Origin of the sequence: Biostraticola tofi, assembly GCF_004343195.1 — a bacterium.
Taxonomy (GTDB): domain Bacteria; phylum Pseudomonadota; class Gammaproteobacteria; order Enterobacterales; family Enterobacteriaceae; genus Biostraticola; species Biostraticola tofi.
The window spans coordinates 71,235-92,623 of sequence record NZ_SMCR01000003.1 but is presented as its reverse complement, the minus strand read 5'-3'; the positions used below and the strand labels follow the sequence as shown (position 1 = coordinate 92,623).

At 57.1% G+C, this 21,389-nt stretch carries 19 protein-coding genes; 7 read left to right on the top strand and 12 right to left on the bottom strand.

Annotation, left to right across the window (positions count from 1 at the left end; genetic code table 11):
* Nucleotides 1-11 precede the first annotated feature (11 nt).
* From sdhA to sdhC, 3 genes are read right to left on the bottom strand one after another with little or no spacing between them, the layout of a single operon-like run.
* Nucleotides 12-1,778 (bottom strand): succinate dehydrogenase flavoprotein subunit, encoded by a 1,767-nt coding sequence (gene sdhA / locus EDC52_RS07825; protein WP_131864781.1) that lies wholly within the window; start codon nucleotides 1,776-1,778, stop codon nucleotides 12-14.
* On the bottom strand, nucleotides 1,779-2,126 hold the full coding sequence (sdhD, locus tag EDC52_RS07820) for a succinate dehydrogenase membrane anchor subunit (protein WP_131864780.1): 348 nt from the start codon (nucleotides 2,124-2,126) through the stop codon (nucleotides 1,779-1,781).
* Nucleotides 2,120-2,509 carry a succinate dehydrogenase cytochrome b556 subunit gene (gene sdhC, locus EDC52_RS07815; protein WP_131864779.1) on the bottom strand — a complete coding sequence of 130 codons (390 nt, stop codon included), beginning with the start codon at nucleotides 2,507-2,509 and terminating at the stop codon, nucleotides 2,120-2,122. Before sdhC ends, sdhD begins: the two co-directional genes overlap by 7 nt.
* Nucleotides 2,510-3,140: 631 nt before the next feature.
* Between sdhC and EDC52_RS07810 the strand changes: the two genes are divergently transcribed.
* Nucleotides 3,141-4,421 (top strand): citrate synthase, encoded by a 1,281-nt coding sequence (locus EDC52_RS07810; RefSeq protein WP_131864778.1) that lies wholly within the window; start codon nucleotides 3,141-3,143, stop codon nucleotides 4,419-4,421.
* A gap of 73 nt (nucleotides 4,422-4,494) precedes the next feature.
* Here the strand turns inward: EDC52_RS07810 and pcp are convergent, their stop codons facing one another.
* The 7 genes from pcp to EDC52_RS07775 form a co-directional block, all read right to left on the bottom strand.
* On the bottom strand, nucleotides 4,495-5,142 hold the full coding sequence (gene pcp / locus EDC52_RS07805) for a pyroglutamyl-peptidase I (protein ID WP_131864777.1): 648 nt from the start codon (nucleotides 5,140-5,142) through the stop codon (nucleotides 4,495-4,497).
* A 129-nt stretch (nucleotides 5,143-5,271) separates the two neighbouring features.
* Entirely contained in the window at nucleotides 5,272-6,009 is a 738-nt protein-coding gene (pxpA, locus tag EDC52_RS07800) for a 5-oxoprolinase subunit PxpA (RefSeq protein ID WP_131864776.1), read from the bottom strand.
* Between the two features lie 54 nt (nucleotides 6,010-6,063).
* On the bottom strand, nucleotides 6,064-6,993 hold the full coding sequence (gene pxpC / locus EDC52_RS07795; protein WP_131864775.1) for a 5-oxoprolinase subunit PxpC: 930 nt from the start codon (nucleotides 6,991-6,993) through the stop codon (nucleotides 6,064-6,066).
* Nucleotides 6,987-7,643, bottom strand: a complete 657-nt coding sequence (pxpB, locus tag EDC52_RS07790) for a 5-oxoprolinase subunit PxpB (RefSeq protein ID WP_131864774.1) — start codon at nucleotides 7,641-7,643, stop codon at nucleotides 6,987-6,989. Before pxpB ends, pxpC begins: the two co-directional genes overlap by 7 nt.
* Nucleotides 7,644-7,748: 105 nt before the next feature.
* Nucleotides 7,749-8,492 (bottom strand): type 2 GTP cyclohydrolase I, encoded by a 744-nt coding sequence (locus EDC52_RS07785; protein ID WP_131864773.1) that lies wholly within the window; start codon nucleotides 8,490-8,492, stop codon nucleotides 7,749-7,751.
* 13 nt (nucleotides 8,493-8,505) lie between these two features.
* Complete coding sequence (phrB, locus tag EDC52_RS07780) at nucleotides 8,506-9,933, bottom strand: deoxyribodipyrimidine photo-lyase (protein ID WP_131864772.1); 1,428 nt, start codon at nucleotides 9,931-9,933, stop codon at nucleotides 8,506-8,508.
* A gap of 15 nt (nucleotides 9,934-9,948) precedes the next feature.
* Nucleotides 9,949-10,902, bottom strand: coding sequence for a YbgA family protein (locus EDC52_RS07775; RefSeq protein WP_131864771.1), 954 nt, complete (start codon nucleotides 10,900-10,902; stop codon nucleotides 9,949-9,951).
* 200 nt (nucleotides 10,903-11,102) lie between these two features.
* Here EDC52_RS07775 and kdpF point away from each other — a divergent pair, with 200 nt between their 5' ends.
* From kdpF to kdpE, 6 genes are all read left to right on the top strand, one after another.
* A complete protein-coding gene (gene kdpF, locus EDC52_RS07770) occupies nucleotides 11,103-11,195 on the top strand; it encodes a K(+)-transporting ATPase subunit F (RefSeq protein WP_196237751.1) in 93 nt (30 codons plus the stop codon).
* Nucleotides 11,195-12,898: a potassium-transporting ATPase subunit KdpA gene (gene kdpA / locus EDC52_RS07765; RefSeq protein WP_131864770.1), complete on the top strand. Its 1,704-nt coding sequence runs from the start codon at nucleotides 11,195-11,197 to the stop codon at nucleotides 12,896-12,898. Before kdpF ends, kdpA begins: the two co-directional genes overlap by 1 nt.
* A gap of 1 nt (nucleotide 12,899) precedes the next feature.
* Nucleotides 12,900-14,966, top strand: a complete 2,067-nt coding sequence (gene kdpB, locus EDC52_RS07760; protein WP_131864769.1) for a potassium-transporting ATPase subunit KdpB — start codon at nucleotides 12,900-12,902, stop codon at nucleotides 14,964-14,966.
* A 65-nt stretch (nucleotides 14,967-15,031) separates the two neighbouring features.
* Nucleotides 15,032-15,607: a potassium-transporting ATPase subunit KdpC gene (gene kdpC / locus EDC52_RS07755; protein ID WP_131864768.1), complete on the top strand. Its 576-nt coding sequence runs from the start codon at nucleotides 15,032-15,034 to the stop codon at nucleotides 15,605-15,607.
* Nucleotides 15,608-15,623: 16 nt separating this feature from the next.
* Entirely contained in the window at nucleotides 15,624-18,311 is a 2,688-nt protein-coding gene (gene kdpD / locus EDC52_RS07750; RefSeq protein ID WP_131864767.1) for a two-component system sensor histidine kinase KdpD, read from the top strand.
* Nucleotides 18,308-18,997: a two-component system response regulator KdpE gene (gene kdpE, locus EDC52_RS07745; RefSeq protein ID WP_131864766.1), complete on the top strand. Its 690-nt coding sequence runs from the start codon at nucleotides 18,308-18,310 to the stop codon at nucleotides 18,995-18,997. The genes kdpD and kdpE overlap by 4 nt, the downstream gene beginning before the upstream one ends.
* Before the next feature lie 139 nt (nucleotides 18,998-19,136).
* Here kdpE and pgm read toward each other — a convergent pair whose 3' ends face one another.
* Together pgm and seqA are read right to left on the bottom strand one after the other, a co-directional pair.
* Nucleotides 19,137-20,777: a phosphoglucomutase (alpha-D-glucose-1,6-bisphosphate-dependent) gene (pgm, locus tag EDC52_RS07740; RefSeq protein WP_131864765.1), complete on the bottom strand. Its 1,641-nt coding sequence runs from the start codon at nucleotides 20,775-20,777 to the stop codon at nucleotides 19,137-19,139.
* A 24-nt stretch (nucleotides 20,778-20,801) separates the two neighbouring features.
* Nucleotides 20,802-21,335 carry a replication initiation negative regulator SeqA gene (gene seqA, locus EDC52_RS07735; protein ID WP_131864764.1) on the bottom strand — a complete coding sequence of 178 codons (534 nt, stop codon included), beginning with the start codon at nucleotides 21,333-21,335 and terminating at the stop codon, nucleotides 20,802-20,804.
* Nucleotides 21,336-21,389: the final 54 nt, after the last annotated feature.

Genomic DNA, 21,389 nt, shown 5'->3' with positions numbered 1-21,389 from the left:
CTCCGCCCTGCTTAATATGTACGCACTTTTGGCGGGAATGCCGGGCGTAGCGTAGGTTGCATATTCACTTCCCGACGGGTCATACTGTCGCTCTCGGGAAGATACAGGCTATGGCACAGCCAGTTCTCATCATCGCGATCCGGATAATCGAAACGGCTGTGCGCTCCCCGGCTTTCGGTACGATAGTTGGCGGCCACTGCAGTGGAATAGGCGGTTTCCATCAGATTGTCCAGCTCCAGGCACTCTACACGCTGGGTATTGAATTCACTGGAGGTATCGTCGAGGCGGGCATGGTGCAGACGCTCGCGGATTTCCTTGAGCTCAGCCAGCCCCTTGGCCATCGCATCACCCTCGCGGAATACTGAGAAGTTATTCTGCATGCAGGCCTGGAGGGCCTTGCGGATCTCAACCGGATCTTCGCCGCTGCGGTTGCCGTTCCAGCGGTTGTAGCGGGCAAGCGAGGCCTCGATGTCTGAATCGCCCGCTTCGCGAAATGCCCCCTGCTCCTGCAGCGATTCGCGCAGGTGCATACCGGCTGCCCGGCCGAACACCACCAGGTCGAGCAGCGAATTGCCGCCGAGACGGTTGGCGCCGTGGACCGACACGCAGGCAATTTCACCAACCGCAAACAGGCCGGGGATAACCACATCTTCGCCTTGGGCATTAACGGTAATCGCCTGTCCGCTGACCTTGGTGGGAATGCCGCCCATCATATAGTGACAGGTAGGGATAACCGGAATCGGTTCTTTGACCGGATCCACATGGGCAAAGGTGCGGGACAGCTCCAGAATGCCCGGCAGACGCGATTCCAGCACGTCTTTACCCAGATGGTCCAGCTTGAGTTTGGCATGGGGACCCCATGGGCCCTCACAGCCGCGACCTTCGCGGATTTCAATCATGATTGAACGAGCAACCACGTCACGCCCGGCCAAATCTTTGGCATTGGGCGCATAACGTTCCATAAAGCGCTCGCCATGCTTGTTCAGCAGGTAGCCACCCTCGCCGCGGCAGCCTTCGGTGACCAGTACGCCGGCGCCGGCTATGCCGGTAGGATGGAACTGCCACATTTCCATGTCCTGCACCGGCACCCCAGCGCGCAGCGCCATGCCGATACCGTCACCGGTATTGATGTGGGCGTTGGTGGTGGACTGGTAAATGCGCCCGGCACCGCCGGTCGCCAGGATAGTGGCGCGCGCCTTGAAATAGACAACCTCACCGGTCTCGATACAGAGCGCGGTACAGCCAACCATCGCTCCGTCCTGGTTTTTGACCAGATCCAGCGCGTACCATTCAGAAAAAATCGTGGTGTGGTTTTTCAGGTTCTGCTGATACAGCGTATGCAGCAGCGCATGACCGGTCCGGTCGGCCGCCGCTGCGGTACGCGCCGCCTGTTCGCCGCCGAAGTTGCGCGACTGGCCGCCGAACGGGCGCTGATATATGCGCCCATCGTCAAGACGGGAAAACGGCAGGCCCATATGCTCAAGCTCAAGCACTGCCTCAGGGCCGGTCTTGCACATATATTCTATGGCATCCTGATCGCCGATATAATCCGATCCCTTGACGGTGTCATACATATGCCACTGCCAGTCATCCTCATGGGTATTGCCCAGCGCAACGGTGATACCGCCCTGCGCGGATACGGTATGGGATCGGGTTGGGAAAACCTTGGATATCAGGGCACATGAAAGACCCATTTGTGAAATCTGTAGCGCGGCGCGCATTCCCGCACCACCTGCGCCTATCACTACGGCGTCAAACTCTCTTACCGGCAAACTCATTTACGCCCCCCACACCACGACAGTTCCATAAAGTAAATACACCAATAACGTAATCACGATGGCCAGTTGCAATAATAGGCGCAGCGGCAGATATTTGATGTAATCCGTTAATACCTGCCACATGCCGATCCAGGTATGAATCAGGATCGACAACAGGGCCAGCAGGGTAAAGACTTTGGTCATGGGTAAGGCAAAAAAGCCGCGCCAGGTTTCATAGGTCTGGGTATCGCTGAGAATAATGAAACCGAGCATATAGATGATGTACAGGCAGATAACGATGGCGGAGGCACGAACCAATAGCCACTCATGAACTCCGTTACGTCCAAGTGCCGAAGCGTTACTTACCATACGAGGACTCCAGCCAATAATGAAAGCACGACAGTGATCAAAAATGTAACATTTGCCGTTAATTTGCCCATAGCGAATGTCTCATCCAGGTAGCCGAAATCCATTAGCATATGACGAATTCCACCTACCGTATGATAGGCAAGTGCAGTCAGAATTCCCCACATTATGAATTTGACGATGAAGCTGTCCATCACATCGGCAGCCTGCAGAAAGCCTTCAGCCGAGGAAAGAGACAATCCAAGAATCCACAGCAGTATACCGATAGCCACAAACATAATGACGCCGGTCACGCGATGGAGAATGGAAGCTATTGCAGTAACGGGAAACCGGATCGTTTGCAGATCCAAGTTGACAGGCCTTTGTTTTTTCACGGTTTTGCCCACACAGCTATTATTATATTCTTTCCTCCGGTCCTGGATGGATCAGACAGCGCTTGGTCTAAACCACGACACGTCATGTGCTTTTAACACAATTCCTTGTGCATAAATGACGCGTAAAATCACGCTGGGTGCTCCTACTACAGGGAGTTCCGGAGACCTTGTGAAAGTATATGGCTTTCACATTATGATTACAATTACCATACAAATTGTTTGTTAACATTTGAGCCGTTTAGTGACTGCCATCACGTATTTTATAAATAGTCATTAGGCACTTAGCTGCTTTGACAAAAAAGCAACAATTCTATTACAAATGAAATTTTAAATATGCTATAACCACAGCAAGTGATGGCATATATACTTCCTCCATGAGAAAGTTTATGCAACAGTGTGCGCTATGTCTTTACTCACAGGTAAAGATATCCATTAAAAGCAAAAACTGTCATCAGTAAATCTTTAACAACCTGGGATACCCGTTCGTTCATCCTGTAACGGAATAACTTGCATCACCCCTTGTGCTCTGTACCCTGCATAGGTCCCTAGCCAGAGTCAGGGCTGACAAAAAAACGCGCAAGCACCGCAGGCATGCCGGCATCCTCAGGTAGAGATTTAATAAATAAGCGCTAAGGAGATTATAATGGCTGACAATAAAGCGATGCTAAACCTTGACGGCGAATCGCCCATCGAGCTGGATGTACTGACCGGTACCATGGGTGAAAAGGAAATTGATATTCGCAGTCTGGGTTCTAAAGGGTACTTTACGTTCGATCCCGGTTTCACTTCTACCGCTTCATGTGAGTCCAAAATTACCTTTATCGACGGTGATGAAGGCATCCTGCTTCATCGTGGGTATCCCATTGATCAGCTTGCCTTGAATTCCAACTTCCTGGAAGTCTGCTATATCCTGCTGTATGGCGAAAAACCCAGCCAGGAAGAGTACGATAAATTCACCACCATCGTCACGCGCCATACCATGGTCCACGAGCAGATAACCCGCCTATTCCATGGTTTTCGCCGCGATTCTCATCCCATGGCGGTGCTGTGCGGCGTGACCGGCGCGCTGGCAGCCTTCTATCACGATTCCCTGGACGTCAACGTCGAGCGCCATCGTGAAATAGCCGCCTTCCGTCTGCTGTCCAAAATGCCGACCGTGGCAGCGATGTGTTACAAATATTCCCTGGGTCAGCCGTTTGTCTACCCGCGCAACACTCTTTCCTATGCAGGTAACTTCCTGCACATGATGTTCTCTACGCCCTGCGAGGAATACGTGGTCAACCCGGTGCTGGAACGCGCCATGGACCGGATTCTTATCCTGCATGCTGATCACGAGCAGAACGCATCGACCTCTACGGTGCGTACCGCCGGTTCATCAGGCGCCAATCCGTTTGCCTGTATCGCGGCCGGCATTGCCTCTCTGTGGGGACCGGCCCATGGCGGCGCCAATGAAGCCTGCCTGCGGATGCTGGAGGAGATCAACAGCGTCGAGCACATCCCGGCGTTTATCAAGCGCGCCAAGGACAAGAATGACTCCTTCCGGCTGATGGGATTCGGGCATCGGGTCTATAAGAATTATGACCCGCGCGCCACCGTGATGCGTGAAACCTGCCATGAAGTGCTTAAAGAACTGAATCTCTCCGACGACCTGCTGGCCGTGGCGATGGAGCTTGAACACATCGCGCTGCATGACCCGTACTTCATTGAGAAAAAACTGTATCCGAATGTCGATTTCTATTCTGGCATTATACTGAAAGCAATGGGAATACCTTCCACCATGTTTACCGTGATTTTTGCTATGGCCCGTACTGTCGGCTGGATTGCCCATTGGAAAGAAATGCACGATGACGGCGTCAAGATTGCCCGTCCGCGTCAGCTCTACACCGGATATCAAAAACGCGATTTTAACTCAGATATCAAGTAATTACCGACAGCCAGTCCCGGTAGCAACCACGCCGCGTATATGCGGCGTTTTTTTGTCTGCCCGCCGCAGATCCTCAGGAAACAGCACCTCCGGTGACAGCGATATCACGCTCAGTGTTTAATGCCGCCATGATGGCAGCTTCAAGCCCGGCAAGCACTGTCGCTGTCGCCATGCTGGGCGCACCGGGATGGGCCGCCGCTTGGGAAGGCAGATAAGGCACATGGATAAAACCGCCGCGCACCGGCCAGTCTGCGCGTGCCAGAAAATGCAGCAGGCCATACATGATGTGGTTGCAGACGAAGGTGCCGGCGGTCTGCGAGACCTCCGCCGGTACCCCGGCCTTAACCATCGCCTGCACCATTGCCTTAAGCGGTAGAGTGGAGAAATAGGCGGCGGGACCGCCGCTGATGATCGGCCGATCTATCGGCTGTTCGCCGTGGTTATCCGGTATTCTGGCATCATCAATATTGATGGCCACCCGTTCCAGCGAAACCTTGCTGCGACCGCCGGCCTGGCCCAGCGCCAGTACCAGCAAAGGGCGATGTACCACCACCGCTTCGATAAGCCGTTCGGCCGCCAGGCCGAAAACACAAGGCAACCGACAGGTGGCCACCTGGGCATCACCGAATTGACGGCGCTGTAACTGCCTGGCGATCTCCCAGGAAGGGTTTACCGCTTGATTGTCAAACGGTTCGATGCCGGTAATCAAAATAGTCTTCATGATGCAGGCTCCTTTTCTTGTCTCATCTGTCCATCAGGTCCGGGTTGGCTTGGTCAGCCGGACAGACCAGAATACCTCCGGTATCATCGCGATAGCAGATGACACGTCCGTCGGTCACCCGGCCGGTATTCAGGCGGCAGTTACGGCGATGCCCTGCTCGGCAAAGGCGCGACTCAGGCGCCGGGCAAAGGCCAGCGCATGCGGCCCATCACCATGCAGACAGACGGTATCAGCCTGTATGGCTAACCATCGCCCATCGCAGCTTCTGACTCGCCGGTGCATGACCATCTCTAGGGTCCTCTCCAGCGCCTGCTGCTCATCCACTATCAATGCGCCGGCTTCGCTCCTCGGCACCAGACTGCCATCAGCCCGATAGCCCCGGTCGACGAACACTTCCTGACGAACCTCCAGCCCGTGTTGCCGACCTGCGGTAATCAGTTCACTACCGGCCAGGCCGAACAGCCTTAGCGCCGGGTCAACCGCTTTCACCGCCCGTGCGACTGCATCAGCCAGACCAGCATCGCACGCCGCCTGGTTGTACAGCATGCCATGGGGTTTGACGTGGGCCATCACCGCCCCTTCAGCGCGGGCGATGGCAGCCAGGGCGCCGAGTTGATAGATCATCTGGGCATACACTGTGTCAGGCGCCAGCGACATCGCCAGGCGGCCGAAGTGTTCCCGATCCGGATAGCCTGGATGGGCGCCGACGGCTACGCCATGGCGTAGCGCCCATTTTACCGACTGACGCATCATAGCAGCATCACCGGCGTGGAAACCGCAGGCGATATTGGCTGAACTGACCCACTGCAGCAGCGCCTCGTCGTGAGGACCGCCCTCGCCCAAATCCGCATTCAAATCAATATGCATCACGCCTCGCTTGTTGTTCAGCCATCGCTGCGGTGGGGGTCATCCCGAAAAGACTCAATTTTCCCTTAATCGCCAGCCGATCTGATCCAGATAGCGTGCCTGTTCCAGCCAGGCGCGATGAGCCTCGTCAAGGCTGCATTCGACAAAATGCACCGGCTCGCCCAGGCGAATCTGCGCCAGATGATAAAGATCGGCTTCGATCACGCAGGCAATACGCGGATAGCCGCCGGTGGTTTGGGCATCGGCCATCAGTACGATCGGCTGGCCGTTATGCGGCACCTGGACAACGCCGGGCAGTAGGCCGTGGGAAGGTAATTCCCGCGGGGTGGCCCTGCCCAGCACCGGTCCCTGCAGCCGATAACCCATGCGATTGCTTTGCGGACTGATTTGCCATGAGCTGCGCCAGAATGCATCCCGAGCGTCGGCATCAAACTCCAGATACTCGGGCCCAGGCAAAGCGCGGACGCGGTTGCCGAACAGCAGTTGCCGTATACCGCACTGCCTGGCGGGGATGAAATCCGGCTGACCGGTCGCCAGCAGATCGCCGTCAGCCAGCAGACGGCCTTGATGGCCGCCAAAGCCGGCCTTTACATCGGTACTGCGCGACCTCAGCACTTCAGCTACCTCAAACCCGCCGGATACCGCCAGGTAACTGCGCATACCGTGCCGGGGCATGGTCAGTCTAAGTAGCTGGCCCCGACAGACCTGGAAACGCCAGCCGGTCCACAACGGCTGATCGTCCAGCTGCGCCCGGCAATCAGCACCGGTCAGGGCCAGCCAGCCATCAAAGTCGATTTCAGCACTGAATTGTCCCAGGGTGATTTCAATTACCGCCGCCGTAGCCGGATTACCCACCAGCAGATTGGCCATTTTCATTGCCGGTTTATCCATTGCTCCGCCGAGGCTTACGCCCAGGCTGGCATAACCGGCACGGCCGTCATCCTGTATGGAGCTCATGATGCCGGCCCGTATGATTTTCAGCATACGCCCTCCGGCCGGGGTACAAATCTCAGGGTATCGCCGGGCTGCAACAGGGCAGGAACAGACGCAGCCGCATCAAACAGCGATAAAACGGTGCGGCCTATCAGTTGCCAGCCACCCGGCGTTGCCAGCGGGTAGATGCCGGTCTGGCTACCGCCGATGCCCACCGAGCCCGCCGCTACCTGCAGGCGTGGTTTATCCAGTCGCGGTACGTGGAGTGTTTCAGGCAGGCCGCCAAGGTAAGGAAAGCCAGGCTGGAAGCCGAGAAAATAGACCGTATAGACGGCGGCTGAATGATGCTCGACCACTTGGCGGGGAGTCATGCCGACCTTATCAGCGACCCACTGCAGGTCCGGGCCGTCCTCACCGCCATACACTACCGGTATCGCCACTTCCCGCGGTTCAGTCGGTATGGACTCGCTCTCTTCCCACCAGGCTTGAAGCTGCTCAATGGCATCCAACGCAGCATGCTGGGGATAACTCAGCCATACCGTGAGATTGTTCATCCCCGGGATCACCTCACGCACAGCATCATGGTGCTTTAGGCGTAAAGCCAGACCGCTGATACGGCGCTGGCTTGCTAGCGTCATCGGTGGCTCAAGTTCGAGCACTACCGCACTCTCTCCCAGCAGATAACATCGCGCACGCTGCAACGGCTCCTCCTGTAATCCTGTCAGATCATCAATTGATTTCTATAGGATTAACAGTTATCCGGAACCGGAGCCTCCCTGTCAATGACTGATTGCTGCAGGTACGGTTCAGGCAGGATTGGGAATATCGATAAAGGTGACATCCAACTGATGTTCCCGGGCCAACCAGTCGCCCAGCGCCCGGATCCCGCCGCATTCAGTGGCATGATGGCCGGCGGCAAAAAAATGCAGTCCATATTCCCGTGCGATGTGGATGGTTTTCTCCGACACTTCGCCGGTAATAAAGGCCTCTGCCCCGGCGCGGGCCGCCTGTTCGATAAAGTCCTGGCCGCCACCGGTGCACCAGGCAACCCGACGAATGACGGCCGGTCCATTGTCGCCGCTGTGCAGCACCTTTCGATCAAGTCCATTCTCCAGACGCAGCATCAACTCCTCCGGTGATAGCGCTTGGGCAAAGGCACCGGTCGGCACCAGCGGCTCAACCATGCCGGTAACGGTAATGCCGAGCAACTGAGCTAATTGGGCATTGTTGCCCAGCACCGGGTGGGCATCCAGCGGCAAATGCCAGGCAAACAGGTTGATATCATTGCTGAGCAGAGTTTGTAAACGACGGCGTTTCATGCCGTCAATCACCGGCGATTCGTTTTTCCAGAAATAACCATGATGCACCAGCACCGCATCGGCTTTGTGAGCGACTGCCGCATCAAGCAGGGCCTGACAAGCGGTGACGCCGGTGACGATCCGTTCTATATTTTCTCGCCCTTCAACCTGCAGGCCATTCGGGGCATAGTCCTGGAAGCGGGTGCTGTCCAGCAGTTGATTAATTAATTGCTCAAGTTGTCGATTACGCATCTTCACTGTTCTCTTATCGCGGGTTCTTTGCCGCCTCGTAGGCTGCCAGGGCACGTATACGCGCTTTGGCATGATCTACGATCGGCCGGGGATAATCCAGTCCCCCGGTTTCAGCCTGCTGCCAGCTATAAGGATCATGCAGATATCTATCCGGCACCTTCGCCAGTTCCGGCACCCAGCGGCGAATAAATTCGCCCTTTTCATCAAAACGGCGGCCTTGGGTGGTCGGATTGAAAATACGAAAATAGGGAGCCGCATCGGTACCGGTAGAGGCAGCCCATTGCCAGCCGCCATTATTGGCGCAAAAATCACCGTCTATCAGCCGGCTCATGAAAAACTGCTCGCCCCGCCGCCAGTCGATCAGCAAATCTTTGACCAGGAAACTGGCGGTAATCATCCGTAAGCGATTATGCATCCAACCGGTCTGGTTCATCTGGCGCATCGCCGCATCGACGATCGGAAAACCGGTCAGACCGGCACACCAGGCATCAAACAATCGATCATCTTGCCGCCAGGCTACCCGACCGGTCCACTGGATAAACGGCTGGTGCTTGGCCAGCCGTGGATAAGCCACCATCAAATGGCGGTAAAAATCACGCCAGATAAGCTCGTTCAGCCAGCAAAAAGCGCCGGACTCAGGCCGGATCAACAGGTCCGGATACGCTTTCAGCAACCGGTTATAGCACTGGCGCGGCGATAACACGCCCAGCGCCAGATAAGGCGAAAGTCGGCTGGTGGCGTCCAACGCCGGGATATCACGCGCTTGCGGATAGTCCGCCACCTGCTGATGACAGAAAGTGCGCAGCCGCGACAGGGCGGCATCCTCCCCGGCGGGCCAGTCAGCACCCGGATCCTGCTGCGGATAGCTGAACGGCATCGGATCATCCGACACAGTTTCTATCCCCTCTAGACGCTGGGCGGGCGCAGGCACGCATTCCATCTCCGCGGTGGACAGCGCTTTCAGGAAGGCGTTGCGAAACGGAGTATAGACTTTATACATCTCACCGCCGCCGGTCAGCACCGCTCCCGGCGGCAGCAGTACGCCGTCGTCCAGGCCCTGACAGACCAGCCGATCGCCAAGCTGTTGTTCCAGCCGGCGATCGCGCAGCTGTTCGTTGTACTCATACTGATAGTTATAAAAAAGATGGCTGACCTGCTGACGGCGGCAAAATTCGTCGACCCAATCCACTGCCTGGTCAAAATCATCACATTGATGGTAGTGCAGTGGAATACCCCGCCTAGCCAACGCCGGGCTGAGTTCATGAAGATTTTGCAGCAGGAAAGCGGCCTGACGCGCCGACATGCCATGATCCCGCCATTGGCCGGGGGTAGCGATATAGAGTGCCAGCACCTGGGCATCAGGATTGCGGCATGCTGCATTCAACGCCGGGTTATCGTGAATACGCAGGTCATTGCGCAGCCAGAGCAGATGGGTTGCCATAAATCGTCCTTGAAGTTAATGCCCGTATCGCAGCCGTAGGGCTTCCGGGTAAGGTTCGAAGTAACGCTGCTGGGCCAGCCAGCTATCGGGATATTCCGCCATGTAGTGCTTAATCAGGGTGAGAGGGGCCAGTAATGGCTGTAGTCCCCGGCGATAACTGTCTATCAACTGGGTCAGTTCCTGGCGCTGGGCGGGTGTCAGATTGGGTCTGAAATAACCCTGCACATGCATCAGGACATTGGTGTGATTGCGTCGAGTGGCAACATTGGACAGCAGCTTCATTAATCGCAGTCGATATTCCAAAGCGAATTTTTCCACCGAATCCCACTCGGCAATGGTGGCGACAAAGGGCCCAATCTGACGATACTGTGGCTGGGAGTGGGCCAACAGCAACAGCTTGTAGCGCCGGTGAAACGCCATCAGCGCTCCACGAGTGACCCCGCCTTTGAGCAACTGGTTAAACTCATACAGCGCATAAATGCGGGCGACGAAATTTTCACGCAGTGCCGGATCCTGCAACCGGCCGTCTTCCTCGACAGGCAGCCAGGGCAATCGCGCCTGCAGCGTGCGGGTGAAAATACCGGTGCCATTTTTACGCGATCCATCCTTATCATAAATCCTGACGCGCTCCATGCCGCAGCTGGGTGATTTAGCGCAGACGATATAGCCACACAGATGCGCCAGGGAAGCCACGCTCTCGCGGGAAAACGCCTCCATGGCATCGGTAACGTCAAGTTGATGCTTGTCATTGCTTGCGCGCAGGGTGATTTCGCCCTGTGGATCCTTGACCAGACGCAGCGCCGGGCGTGGCGTCGGTAAACCGATGGCCATTTCAGGACACAAGTGTTCAAATGCCACATACGGCGCCAAATCTTCTAAAGCAAATATCAAGCGTTTATGCCCGCCGTCAAAACGGACATGCTCTCCCATCAGGCAGGCGCTGATACCCACGGGGATTTTAGTGCTCATCCATTGCTCCTGCTGCGTGATTGCTTAAGCAAAGCGTAGACGAATTTGCCCTATACCACCGGCAGCTAATTAATAATTTGCTGAAGACAAAGGATTTCCTGTTTTTTATATTATTTTTATATCCCGCCCGGCAATCTTTGCGCGTTCTTTGCACCCGACCAGATAGGCTTCATATCACTTGTCCCTATTGGAATATCAACATGACCCCTTTGTTGAACGTCGGTCTATTACTGATGGTTTTCGTGCTGATCGGCTATCTGGTCTATGCCCTGCTACGGGCTGAGGACTTCTGATGGCCATCAGCTTCCTGTTACTGACCGGCGTATTGCTGTCAACGGTGCTGCTGTTGGCGATGCCGCTGAGCCGGCTGTTCAGCGCCATGGTCGATACCTCCCCTACGGCCTGGCCGTTGCCCGGCCGCAGCCGCCTGCTGTCAATGCTGACCGTACCCGCCCGGGAAATGAGCTGGGGCGCCTATGCCTTGGCGATTGTGGCGTTCAATGGCCTGGGTGCGGTGCTGCTGTTTGCCATATTGATGCTGCAGGGCGGGCTGCCGCTCAATCCGCTGCAATTGCCCGGTCTTTCCTGGCATCTGGCGCTAAATACCGCCATCAGCTTTGTCACCAATACCAACTGGCAAGCCTTCAGCGGCGAAAATACCCTCAGCACCCTGAGCCAGATGACCGGTCTGGCAGTGCAGAACTTCCTGTCGGCGGCCAGCGGTATTGCCGTGGCGCTGGCGTTTATTCGCAGCTTTGCGCGCCGCTCGGCCAGTACCCTGGGCAATGCCTGGCAGGATCTGTGGGGAATCACGCTGTATATACTGCTGCCTGTGTCCCTGCTGCTGGCGCTGTTTTTCGTTAGCCAGGGCGTGGTACAGAGCTTTGACGGCGCGTTTGCTTACCAGACGCTTGAAGGGATCCATCGGCAAATCGCGCTCGGCCCGGTCGCCTCCCAAGAGGCGATAAAGTTGCTTGGCACCAACGGAGGGGGCTTTTACGGCGCCAACTCGGCGCATCCGTTCGAAAACCCTACCGGCCTGGCCAATCTGGTGCAGATGGTGGCGATGCTGCTGATCCCTGCGGCGCTATGTATGACCTTCGGTCGCGCCGTCGGTGACAGCAGTCAGGGTCGGGCCCTGCTGTGGTCCATGTCGGTCATCTTGGTCATTGCGCTGGCCGTGGTGGTATTCGCCGAGTATCAGGGCAATCCGCACCTGCTGTCTTCGGGCGCGACCGCCAGCGCCAATATGGAAGGCAAGGAAACCCGTTTTGGTATCCTGCTGTCCGCCTTCTATGCGGTAATCACCACCGCCACCTCTAGCGGCGCGGTCAATGCAATGCATGATTCTTTTACCGCGCTGGGCGGCCTTATCCCGATGTGGCTGATGCAGATAGGCGAAGTCGTATTTGGCGGCGTCGGTTCGGGCCTGTACAGCATGCTGCTGTTTGTCATCCTGACGGTATTTATCGCCGGCCTGATGATCGGTCGCACGCCGGAATATCTGGGCAAAAAAATCGGTACGTTTGAAATGAAAATGACCGCTCTGGCGATCCTTATCAGTCCCACTCTGGTTCTTGCCGGTGCCGCCGTGGCGGTGACCCTGCCCGCCGGTCGCGATGGGGTGCTTAATCCCGGCGCCCATAGCTTTAGCGAAATCCTCTATGCCTTTTCTTCGGCGGCCAACAATAACGGCAGTGCCTTTGCCGGCCTGAGCGTTAATACCCCTTTCTATAACCTTGCCCTGGGCATCGCCATGCTGGTCGGCCGTTTCGGTATCATCCTTCCGGTACTGGCCATTGCCGGCGCACTGGTCAGCAAACCGCGGCAGCCTGCAGGTTCGGGAACCTTGCCGACCAACGGTCCGCTGTTTATCGCGCTGCTGACCGGTACCGTGCTGCTGGTGGGCGCATTAACCTTTATCCCCGCATTGGCCCTTGGCCCGATTGCAGAGCATTTGCACGGCAGTGTGAACCTGGCCGGGCTGGAGAAATAACATGGCAGAAATCAGTCAGGCTTTATTCAGCACGCAACTGGTGCGAAACGCCGTGGGGGAGGCGTTCAAAAAACTGGATCCTCGCAGCCAATGGCGTAATCCGGTGATGTTTATCGTCTATATCGGTAGTCTGCTCACTACCCTGCTATGGTTCGGCATGGTGAGCGGGCAGTGGCCGGGCAACGCGCTTTTTACCGGCATCATTACCCTGTGGCTGTGGTTCACCGTCCTGTTCGCCAATCTGGCTGAAGCGCTGGCGGAGGGTCGCAGCAAAGCCCAGTCAGCCAGCCTTAGAGGGGTACGCAAAACCCAGTGGGCCGATAAAATCAGCACGCCGGATGCCGATGCCGAAAGCGAAAAAGTGCCGGTAGACAGCCTGCGTAAAGGTGACCTGGTGCGGGTCAGGGCCGGTGAGATCATTCCGTGCGACGGCGAGATCCTGGTGGGAGGTGCCTCGGTGGATGAAAGCGCCATCACCGGTGAGTCGGCACCGGTTATCCGCGAAGCCGGCGGCGACTTTTCGTCGGTCACCGGCGGCACCCGGCTGCTGTCCGACTGGATTCTGGTGGCATGCCGCGTCAATCCGGGGGAAACCTTCCTCGACCGGATGATCGCCATGGTCGAAGGCGCCAAGCGGCGGAAAACACCCAATGAAATTGCGCTGACCATCCTGCTTATCGCCCTGACGCTTATTTTCCTGATGGTCACAGCGACATTATTGCCGATATCGCTTTACAGCGTTGCGGTCAATCAGGCCGGAGAGCCGGTAAGCATCACGGTGCTGGTTGCCCTGCTGGTCTGCCTGATACCAACCACCATTGGCGGTCTGCTGTCGGCTATCGGTGTGGCGGGCATGAGCCGTTTGCTGGCGGCAAATGTTATTGCCACCAGCGGCCGGGCGGTAGAGGCAGCCGGTGACGTTAACGTTCTGTTGCTGGATAAAACCGGCACTATCACACTGGGCAACCGCCAGGCAACGGCCTTTCTGCCCGCACCGGGCGTCAGTGAGCGGCAATTGGCGGATGTCGCACAATTGGCATCGCTGGCGGATGAAACTCCCGAAGGCCGCAGTATCGTGATCCTGGCCAAGCAGCGCTTCAGCCTGCGCGAACGCAGTCTGCAGCAACTGTCGGCGGAATTCGTGCCATTCTCAGCCAAAACCCGCATGAGCGGCGTCAATATGCCCGGACGGATCATTCGCAAAGGATCCGCTGACGCACTTCGCCGTTATATTGAGTCCACCGGCGGCGTTTATTCCTCGGCGGTCAATGTGATGGTCGAAGATGTGGCACGCCGTGGCGGCACCCCGCTGGTGGTTGCCGAAGGAGACGGCGTGCTGGGCGTGGTCGCACTGAGCGATATCGTTAAAGGCGGGCTGCGTGAGCGTTTCGCCGAACTCCGGCGCATGGGGATCAAAACCGTCATGGTCACCGGCGATAACCCCCTAACCGCTGCCGCCATCGCCGCCGAGGCCGGCGTGGATGATTTTCTGTCAGAAGCCACGCCTGAAGCCAAGCTGGCGCTGATTCGCCAGTATCAGTCCGAAGGCCGGCTGGTAGCGATGACCGGCGATGGCACCAACGATGCCCCGGCGCTGGCTCAGGCTGATGTGGCGGTAGCGATGAACTCCGGCACCCAGGCCGCCAAGGAGGCCGGCAATATGGTGGATTTGGACTCCAATCCGACCAAATTGCTGGAAATTGTGCATATCGGCAAACAAATGCTGATGACCCGCGGCTCGCTTACCACCTTCAGTATCGCTAACGATGTGGCCAAATATTTCGCCATTATTCCGGCGGCGTTTGCCCCGGTTTATCCTCAGTTAGATGTGCTGAATATTATGCAGCTGCACTCCCCGGCCAGCGCTATTTTATCGGCGGTCATCTTCAATGCATTGATTATCGTCGCGCTGATTCCGCTGGCGTTAAAAGGCATAAGCTACCGGCCGATGCCGGCTGCCGCTCTGTTGCGACGTAATCTGTGGCGCTATGGCGGCGGCGGATTGATGGTGCCGTTCATCGGCATCAAATTAATCGACATGCTGCTTCAATGGACAACCATCGCCTGACGGATGCCGTCCCACGCTTGCCGGGTGACGGTATTTCGCCTGCTGAACAACGATTGGAAAAATAAATGCGAACCTTAAGCAGTGCCTTTATTATATTGATTCTCCTGACGTTGGTGACCGGTGGGATTTATCCCCTGCTGACCACGCTTATCGCCGGACAGTTGTTTCCCTTCCAGGCCCAGGGCTCCCGATTAATGGCAGAGGATCGTTATATCGGTTCATTGCTGATAGGCCAGTCTTTTACCCGGGATGATTATTTTCATGGCCGGCCCTCGGCGACCGCCGGCAGCGCGTATAATACCGAGGCCTCCGGCGGCAGCAATCTGGCGGGCAGTAATCCCGAACTGGGAATACAGGTGGATGATCGGATTGCCTTCTGGCGGCGGTCAAACGGCGCCGCGCCAGTACCGTTGGATTTGGTTGCCGCTTCAGGCAGCGGACTGGATCCAGACATATCTCCCGAGTCGGCGCGCTACCAGGCGGCCGCCATCGCCGGCAAACGGGGTCTGTCTGAACAGCAGGTGCTGGCGCTGATTGACAAGCAACTGGCGCAGCGGCGGGGGATGCCGTCGTTTATCGCCCCGCCGGCCATCAACGTGCTGCAGCTTAACCTGGCATTGGATGCCTTGGCCCAACGCTAGACCAACAGGAGCACAAATGCCGTACCCCGAACCGCCAAGGCCGGACCCCGACCAGTTGCTTGATAGCATCAGCCGCAGCGGGCGAGGCAAACTCAAAATATTCTTTGGCGCCAATGCCGGCGTGGGAAAAACCTATGCGATGCTGCAGGATGCGCATCGTCGACGGCTTTTAGGTGAAGACGTTCTGGTGGGTATCGTGGAAACGCATGGCCGGCAGGACACCGAAGCCTTGATTTCGCCGCTGAAGATCCTGGCGCGCAGAACACCGGGCCATCAGCGGCGAACCTTTGCCGAATTCGATCTGGATGCCGCCCTGTTGCGCAAACCCACCGTTATCCTGCTGGATGAATTGGCGCACAGCAATGCCCCCGGATCGCGTCATCGCAAGCGTTGGCAGGATATGGAGGAGTTGCTCGACGCCGGTATCGATGTGCTCACCACCCTCAACGTCCAGCATCTGGAAAGCCTTAATGATGTGGTCGGCGGCATCACCGGTATCCAGGTCCGTGAGACGGTCCCGGACCCGATTTTCGATGCCGCCGATGATGTGGTGCTGGTTGACCTGCCGCCCGAAGATTTACGTCAACGGTTAAGGGAGGGCAAAATTTACCTTAATGGGCAGGCCGAGCGCGCCATTGAACACTTCTTTCGTAAAGGTAACCTGATTGCGCTGCGTGAGCTGGCCTTGAGACGCATGGCCGACCGCGTGGATGATGAAGTCAGGGCCTTTCGCCAGAGCAGGGATGACGAGCCGGTGTGGCATACGCGGGATGCCGTACTGTTATGCCTCGGTCCGGAACGGGGTAACCAGAAACTGGTCAGGACGGCTGCTCGACTTGCCGCCAGACTGGGCAGCGAGTGGCACGCGGTCTATGTTGAAACCCAGCGCTTACGTGGTCTGCCGGAATCACGGCGGCGCGCTATCCTGCGCGATCTCAAAATGGCCCAGGATCTGGGGGCTGAAACCGCGACGCTCTCAGATAAGCGCCCCGAACCGGCCCTGGTACGCTATGCGCGCCAGCATAATCTGGGCAAGATAGTGATCGGTCGGCGCGGCCGCTTGCCCAGGCTGCCCAGGGCCGATTTCGCTCGTCGGCTGGGCAGCCTGGCGCCTGAGCTGGATATTTTCATTATCGGACAGCCGGAGAACGCTGAAGAGCCGGTCCGGGAAAGTGAAAGCCGCCCGTTGCTCGATCGCTGGCGCATGTCCCTGCGCGGTGCCGGCGTGGCGCTGGCGCTGTGCGCGTTGATTACCCTGCCGGCCCAGTGGCTGCTGCCGTCGATAGAATTGTCCAATCTGGTGATGGTGTATTTGCTGGCGGTGGTGATCGTTGCCCTGTTGTATGGCCGCTGGCCATCGGTATTTTCCGCGGTTATCAATGTGGCCAGCTTTGATCTGTTTTTTGTCCAACCCCGCGGCTCGCTGGGAGTGAGTAATATCCAGTACCTGCTGACCTTTGCCGTGATGCTGGCGGTGGGTATTATTGTCGGCAATCTTACCGCCGGGGTGCGCTATCAGGCGAGGATTGCCCGCTATCGCGAGCAGCGTGCCCGGCAGCTATATGAAATGTCCAAGGCGCTCAGCCAGGCCCTTACGCCGGATGACATCGCCCGTACCGCCCTGCATTTTGTCGGCAATACCTTTCAGGCTCGGCTACGGCTTTATCTGGCGGAAAATAATCAACTGATTGACAAGACCGCGCCGGTGAAAGGCGTCGCGCTGTCGGTTGACCCGGCCATCGTCCGCTGGAGCTTTGATCGCGGCATGCCTTCCGGGGTCGGTACCGATACCCTGCCCGGCCTGAGTTATCAACTGTGGCCAGTCAGTACCGATAAGGACCGTTTCGGCGTTCTGGTCATTGAACCCAAGTCCCCCAGGCAATTGCTGATCCCCGAACAGCAGCGGCTGCTGCAAACCTGTATTGTGCTGATTGCCGGCGCCCTGGAGCGTTTCAGCCTGGCCGACAGGGCCGAGCAAGCCCGGCTTGCCGCCGAACGGGAGCAATTGCGTAACGCATTACTGGCGGCGCTCTCACACGATCTGCGCACCCCGTTGACGGTATTGTTCGGCCAGGCTGAAATACTCACGCTTGATCTGGCCAGCGCAGGTTCTCCTTTTGCTGCCCAAGCGAATGAAATACGCAGCCAGGTATTGGGCACCACTCGGCTGGTGCACAATCTGCTGGATATGGCGCGGCTGCAGTCGGGCGGGTTCAGCATCAACAGCAGTTGGCAGTCCCTGGAAGAAATGATCGGCAGCGCCCTGAGAATGATGAAAAATCAGTTGGCGGATAATACCGTCATTCTCGACCTGCCCGATCATCTGCAATTGGTGAATTGCGACAGCACCCTGCTGGAGCGCGTATTTATCAATCTGCTGGAAAATGCGATAAAGTATGCCGGCACGGCGGCGCAGATTACTCTACGGGCCAGAACATCCCCGGGCTGGCTTGAAATCAGCGTTGAAGATGACGGTCCCGGCATCCCGCCCGGGGCTGAAAAACAGATATTCGATAAATTCACTCGCGGTCACCCTGAATCCGCCATACCCGGTGTTGGCCTGGGTTTAGCCATCTGTCAGGCTATTGCTGACCTTCACCAGGGTCATCTTGGGGTACGGAACCGGTCTGGCGGCGGAGCGATATTTACCCTCTCCCTGCCGCTGGGCGAACCGCCCCAGCTATTGCTCCAGGAGGAAGAATGAGCCAGCTGCCGACCCAGATTGTGATCGTTGAAGATGAAGACGCCATCAGGCGTTTTGTTCGCCAAGCCCTGGAGCGCGAAGGATACCGAGTGTTCGACGCCGCCGATATGGCTCGCGGGCTGATAGAAGCCGCCAGCCGTAAGCCGGATCTTATCATCCTGGATCTTGGCCTGCCCGATGGCGATGGCATGGATTTTATTCGCGATTTGCGGCAATGGAGTCAGGTCAAGGTATTGGTGCTGTCGGCCAGAAGCGACGAGCAAGATAAAATAGACGCCCTGGATATCGGCGCTGACGATTATCTGACCAAGCCGTTCGGCGTAGGCGAGCTCTTGGCGCGGGTACGGGTTGCCCTGCGCCATCCGCAGCATGACGCCACATGTTCACCCCAAGTCACTTTCGGCAATATCAGCGTTTGTCTTATCAATCGACAGGTGCTGCGCGATGGTCAACTGCTGCATCTGACGCCGATTGAATTTAGGCTGCTGGCGGCGTTGCTGGCCCATCAGGGAAAAGTGCTGACCCAGCGCCACCTGCTGCGTGAGGTCTGGGGGCCAAATGCGGTAGAGCACAATCACTATCTGCGGATTTATATGGCCCATCTGCGCCAGAAACTGGAGCCAGATCCGGCCCAACCCGCTCATCTATTAACCGAAACCGGGATTGGCTATCGCTTTATGCCCTGAACTGTCGCTTTGCCCCAGTCAGTGGCGACACGCAGCGACTCATCCAGGACGGCCAGGCAAAAAAAAACGCCGGAACAGGTCCGGCGTCATTGGGTACTCGCGGGTTAACAACCGCTATTCTGCCCGGTACCGGCCATTATCAGGCCCCGGCCAGCACCTGATTGACAATCTCTACCGCTTCTTTTTCAATCCTGGCGCGATGCTCAGCGCCCAGGAAGCTTTCACAATAAATTTTGTAGGCTTCTTCAGTGCCGGATGGACGTGCCGCAAACCAGCCGTTCTCGGTCATGACCTTCAGGCCGCCGATAGAGGCGCCATTGCCCGGCGCTTCTGTCAGACGGGCAGTGATTGGGTCGCCGGCCAGCGTATCGGCCTTCACTTGATCAGGAGACAGCCTGGACAACACGGCTTTTTGCGCGTGGGTCGCTGACGCCTGGATACGATTGTAGCTGGGGGCGCCGAAGCGTTCGGCCAGTTCGTCATAGTGCTGCTGCGGATTCTTGCCGGTCACGGCGGTAATTTCGGCCGCCAGCAGGCACATGATGATTCCATCCTTGTCGGTAGACCAAGGCTGGCCGTCAAAGCGCAGGAAAGAGGCACCGGCGCTTTCTTCGCCGCCAAAGCCCAGGCTGCCGTCATAGAGGCCATCGACAAACCACTTGAAGCCGACCGGCACTTCTACCAGCTTGCGGCCCAGATCCGCCACCACCCGGTCGATCATCGCGCTGGACACCAGCGTCTTGCCGACCGCCACATCCTTGCCCCACTGGGGACGATGCTGGAACAGATAGTTGATAGCCACCGCGAGGAAATGGTTGGGGTTCATCAGTCCGGCCGGCGTGACGATACCGTGACGGTCATAATCCGGGTCGTTGGCGAAAGCCAGGCTGAATTTATCCCGCAGTGCCAGCAGACCAGCCATTGCCCAATTGGAGGAGCAATCCATGCGGATAATGCCGTCATGATCCAGATGCATAAAGCGGAAAGTCTGATCGATTTCTTCATTAACCAGCGTCAAATCCAGCTGATAATGCTCCGCGATGCGCTGCCAGTAGGCAATACCTGAGCCTCCCAGCGGATCGACGCCGAGCTTTAGGCCGGCGCGCTGAATAGCAGCCATATCGACTACCGAGGCCAGTCCTTCCACGTAGGCCTGCACCAGATCCTGCTGATGGATGCGGCCACTTTGCCAGGCGGCATCAAGGGTCAGACGCTTGACATCTTTCAGGCCGCCGGCCAGCAATTCATTGGCGCGCTGTTCTATCACTTTGGTGACATTGGTGTCGGCGGGTCCGCCATTGGGCGGATTATATTTGATGCCGCCATCCTCAGGTGGATTGTGGGACGGCGTGATGACGATACCGTCGGCTTGTGCTCCGCCGGCGCTGTTATGCACCAGGATCGCGTTAGACACTGCCGGCGTCGGCGTATAGCCGTTATCCTGCTGCACGATAATCTCTACGCCATTGGCGCTAAGCACTTCCAGGACGGAAATAAAAGCCGGTTCTGACAACGCATGGGTATCCTTGCCCACATAACAGGGACCGGTAATGCCCTGTTTGCTGCGTTGTTCGGCGATGGCCTGGCTGATGGCCAGAATATGCGCTTCATTGAAGCTGCCGCGCCCAGCGCTGCCGCGATGCCCGGAAGTGCCGAACTTTACGCTTTGGGCCGCATCGGCCGGATCAGGCTGCAGTACATAATACTGCGAGGTCAACTGTGCCACATTAATCAAATCACTTTGACGGGCGGCTTGCCCGGCGCGGGGGTGATTAGCCATCGGCGCTACTCCCTTGAAAGTTATTTATAAAGTGCCGCAAACTTTGTCTGTGAGTTCCACAGGAAACTGCATGGAAAGCATAATATGTTCGACCATGCCACGCTTGCGGCCAGTATTGGTATTGGTAATGACCCAGAACGGCGTTTCAGGCACCTGTTTTGGCTTGGTGTGACTGCCGTTCTGTAATAACGTAAGCTCATTATCCGCAAAGTAGGTTCTGGTACGCCCGTGCAGGGTCTCGGCGGCCTCGGCAAACTCCTTAGGCGCGATACCGTGAAGGGTGGTCAGTATCAGCATAAACCGATCCACTGCCTTGCGTTGCTCAGCATAGTCGTCAGACAGCAATAATTCTCGCATCGCACGTACCCGATCGCGGGCCGGTACCGCATTTTCCGATTTTTCGGCCACGGGGGACGCAGCCACCGGCTTGACGGCACTGCTCACTTTCCCATTAAATTTCAGCATCCGGCGTAAAATATCCGACGCACTTTCGCCTATATGCTGAGTGTGGCTGGCGATATAGCGGTAAAGGTCTTCATCGACTTCAATCGTTTTCATTTTTGTCCGGGGCTTTTTTCTCAAAAATCAATCGACAGGATTATACAAGTTTAA

Excerpts from the sequence above, each read along its gene's own strand:
- pcp (WP_131864777.1), bottom strand. The coding sequence starts at position 5,142 with ATGAAGACTATTTTGATTACCGGCATCGAACCGTTTGACAATCAAGCG.
- kdpA (WP_131864770.1), top strand. The coding sequence starts at position 11,195 with ATGGCCATCAGCTTCCTGTTACTGACCGGCGTATTGCTGTCAACGGTG.
- seqA (WP_131864764.1), bottom strand. The coding sequence starts at position 21,335 with ATGAAAACGATTGAAGTCGATGAAGACCTTTACCGCTATATCGCCAGC.
- phrB (WP_131864772.1), bottom strand. The coding sequence starts at position 9,933 with ATGGCAACCCATCTGCTCTGGCTGCGCAATGACCTGCGTATTCACGAT.
- pgm (WP_131864765.1), bottom strand. The coding sequence starts at position 20,777 with ATGGCTAATCACCCCCGCGCCGGGCAAGCCGCCCGTCAAAGTGATTTG.
- EDC52_RS07775 (WP_131864771.1), bottom strand. The coding sequence starts at position 10,902 with ATGAGCACTAAAATCCCCGTGGGTATCAGCGCCTGCCTGATGGGAGAG.
- kdpE (WP_131864766.1), top strand. The coding sequence starts at position 18,308 with ATGAGCCAGCTGCCGACCCAGATTGTGATCGTTGAAGATGAAGACGCC.
- pxpC (WP_131864775.1), bottom strand. The coding sequence starts at position 6,993 with ATGCTGAAAATCATACGGGCCGGCATCATGAGCTCCATACAGGATGAC.
- sdhD (WP_131864780.1), bottom strand. The coding sequence starts at position 2,126 with ATGGTAAGTAACGCTTCGGCACTTGGACGTAACGGAGTTCATGAGTGG.
- kdpF (WP_196237751.1), top strand. The coding sequence starts at position 11,103 with ATGACCCCTTTGTTGAACGTCGGTCTATTACTGATGGTTTTCGTGCTG.
- EDC52_RS07810 (WP_131864778.1), top strand. The coding sequence starts at position 3,141 with ATGGCTGACAATAAAGCGATGCTAAACCTTGACGGCGAATCGCCCATC.
- kdpB (WP_131864769.1), top strand. The coding sequence starts at position 12,900 with ATGGCAGAAATCAGTCAGGCTTTATTCAGCACGCAACTGGTGCGAAAC.
- EDC52_RS07785 (WP_131864773.1), bottom strand. The coding sequence starts at position 8,492 with ATGCGTAATCGACAACTTGAGCAATTAATTAATCAACTGCTGGACAGC.
- sdhA (WP_131864781.1), bottom strand. The coding sequence starts at position 1,778 with ATGAGTTTGCCGGTAAGAGAGTTTGACGCCGTAGTGATAGGCGCAGGT.
- pxpA (WP_131864776.1), bottom strand. The coding sequence starts at position 6,009 with ATGCATATTGATTTGAATGCGGATTTGGGCGAGGGCGGTCCTCACGAC.
- kdpD (WP_131864767.1), top strand. The coding sequence starts at position 15,624 with ATGCCGTACCCCGAACCGCCAAGGCCGGACCCCGACCAGTTGCTTGAT.
- kdpC (WP_131864768.1), top strand. The coding sequence starts at position 15,032 with ATGCGAACCTTAAGCAGTGCCTTTATTATATTGATTCTCCTGACGTTG.